Below are 1,740 nucleotides of genomic sequence, written 5' to 3' on the forward strand. Positions count from 1 at the left end.
TTTTGTAAATATCTTCTTCAAATTTTTTCTTCTTTTTTAAATCCCTTTTTGAAATTTGTTTGTAATTTTGTCTTTAACCACCTGCTGCACAAGCACTTGTTGCTTGATCTTTAAATTTATCTAAATCATCGCTATTACTTTTAAATGAACCTTGTAAAGTTTGTTTAAATGTATTCTTTTGATCACTTGCGTTCTCTCCAGTACATTTTGAAAGTTCACTTTGGATATGTTGAAGTACAGACTTTATTGCAGATTCATCGTAACTTAAAAACTTGTTAAAATCACTTTCATTATTCAATGCTTCTTTTAAGAAATTGAGATTTATTTTTTCAGTGTCATTTAACTTTTCTTTGAGTATTTTTTCTGGTGTTTTTTTAACCTCTTCTGTTTGTGCTGCTTCATCTTTTTGAGGTTTGTCATTATCAGTGTTTTGTTGTTTATACTGATCGCAACTATTAATCATTAGTAATAATATCAAAATAATATTGATTTTTTTCATTTAAATCTCCTTATATCTTTTATTTATAATTTATTTTATTGCCAATTTGCTGTAAGTCCAGCTACATGATTGTTGGGATTTAGTAACTCTTTTTTCAGATATTCAAACATTTCTTCGTTATTATTTTTGGAACCCATTTCATCCAAAACACCTCTAAAAAACTGTTCTATTTCATTATCATTTCCGTATTGATTATTTTGGTTGCAATTATGATTATTTTTTGCTTGGCATTCAATAGCATCATTAATATAGGCATCAAAATCTTTATCATTTGCTTTTTCTTGTCTTTTTTTATTTAAGAAGTCATAAACATTGTTAAAAGCGTCAGCTAATTCTTTTTGTTTTTGTTCATCTTTTAAGATCCAATCAAAAAAGTTTGTACATTTAACTTTATTGCTATTTTGACATGAATTGAGATTATCTTGTAACTTCTCTAGTACTAGTTTGAGTGCAAGTGTTAAGGAATTAAACTTTTTTTTCTCGTTTTCAGTTAAAGTAATTTTTTTTGCTTTTATCTCTGTTTCATTTTCTTCATTATCTAGAGATCTTTTAGATCTATTTTGTGGTTGATTATTATCAGGGATTATATCTACTTTGTATTCTTTACAGCAATATAAGAGTAATGAACTACAAAGTATCAATCTTATTATAATTTTATTCATATGATCCTCCTTATCTTTATGATTTAAACAATATATATCAGTTATCTTATTGTTTGTTTCTTTTGTAAAGTTTCGTGTTTTGTTATAAAGTTTATGTTAAACAAAATTAATTTTTGTTAACTTATTGTTAACTAAGAAGGTTAAAGTGTTATGAGTAAAGTAAAGAGAGCATATGAAGATTATGCTATGTATTTCAGTGAAGGTCGATTAAGTGATATTGAAATAGCGAAGGAACTTGGTGTTTCACGAGCGAATGTATGTAAAATGAGAAGCAAATGGATAAGAATTAAAGATAATCCAAATGAGTTCAATGGTAATACTAAAGTTACGATCTGTGAAGATACTTTTAAGAGTATTTTGGACCGAGCACTTGAAGTAAATGCAAAGGCGCGTGAACTTAAGAGTCAATTTAGTATAGCAAAGAGTCAACTTGGACTTAAGTTTATGAAGGCATTTAACAATTATTTGGAATTGGAGCTTGAGGATTATATACAAGAGATAAGTCTCTTAGAAAAAGAGATTAAGAAAAGAAAAGGAGATAGTAAAGAAATACAAGATATGGAGACTAGACTTAAAAAT

3 protein-coding genes are annotated in these 1,740 nt (G+C 27.1%); 1 reads left to right on the top strand and 2 read right to left on the bottom strand.

The features are described 5' to 3' along the window. Positions 1-73: 73 nt before the first annotated feature. A complete protein-coding gene (locus U881_RS0101390; RefSeq protein ID WP_024653007.1) occupies positions 74-499 on the bottom strand; it encodes an Mlp family lipoprotein in 426 nt (141 codons plus the stop codon). Between the two features lie 35 nt (positions 500-534). Further along, positions 535-1,161 carry an Mlp family lipoprotein gene (locus U881_RS0101395; protein ID WP_024653008.1) on the bottom strand — a complete coding sequence of 209 codons (627 nt, stop codon included), beginning with the start codon at positions 1,159-1,161 and terminating at the stop codon, positions 535-537. Between the two features lie 150 nt (positions 1,162-1,311). Here U881_RS0101395 and U881_RS0101400 point away from each other — a divergent pair. Then, on the top strand, positions 1,312-1,740 hold a 429-nt coding region (locus U881_RS0101400; protein ID WP_024653009.1), incomplete at its 3' end, for a DUF603 domain-containing protein.

It is taken from the genome of Borrelia persica No12, assembly GCF_000500045.1.
Classification (GTDB): Bacteria; Spirochaetota; Spirochaetia; order Borreliales; family Borreliaceae; genus Borrelia; species Borrelia persica.

Excerpts from the sequence above, each read along its gene's own strand:
- U881_RS0101390 (WP_024653007.1), bottom strand. The coding sequence starts at position 499 with ATGAAAAAAATCAATATTATTTTGATATTATTACTAATGATTAATAGT.
- U881_RS0101395 (WP_024653008.1), bottom strand. The coding sequence starts at position 1,161 with ATGAATAAAATTATAATAAGATTGATACTTTGTAGTTCATTACTCTTA.